This is a genomic window from Pyxidicoccus trucidator (assembly GCF_010894435.1).
Classification (GTDB): domain Bacteria; phylum Myxococcota; class Myxococcia; order Myxococcales; family Myxococcaceae; genus Myxococcus; species Myxococcus trucidator.
In genome coordinates, this window is record NZ_JAAIXZ010000108.1 from 1 (window position 1) to 404 (window position 404).

The 404-nt window shown below is 70.3% G+C and carries 1 protein-coding gene; it reads right to left on the reverse strand.

From position 1 onward, the window contains the following. A partial coding sequence (locus tag G4D85_RS48635) for a hypothetical protein (RefSeq protein ID WP_164021964.1) occupies window positions 1–240 on the reverse strand: 240 nt, incomplete at its 3' end. Window positions 241–404: the final 164 nt, after the last annotated feature.

Below are 404 nucleotides of genomic sequence, written 5' to 3' on the forward strand. Positions count from 1 at the left end.
GAGGGATTGGAGCAGGTGGTCCAGCAGGAGGCTCGCGGTGGGCCCGTCATGCGGCTCCGCGGTGTCGAGCAGCTCGTGTTCCGTGCCGCCTGTCTCCAATTGCTGGAGCGCGGCCCGGGCGCCAGCGGACAGGCCGCCGAACTCCAGACCGAAGCGAGGACTGGCGACGACGCGCCGCCCATCCTCCAGCGTGTGGACCTTGATGCCGGGCGTGAGCCCGAAGGATTCATGGAGCCGCATCGCGTCCGCTCCTCAGAAGAAGATGCCGGTGGGGTTGAGCTGCTCCTCGCGCAGCGGCCGCTGGACCCAGCCCAGCCGCGCGGGCACGTCGTAGAGCCGGCCCGGCCCGAAGCGCTTCCAGAAGTGACGCATGCCGGGGACCATCACCTTGACGACGGGCAGCC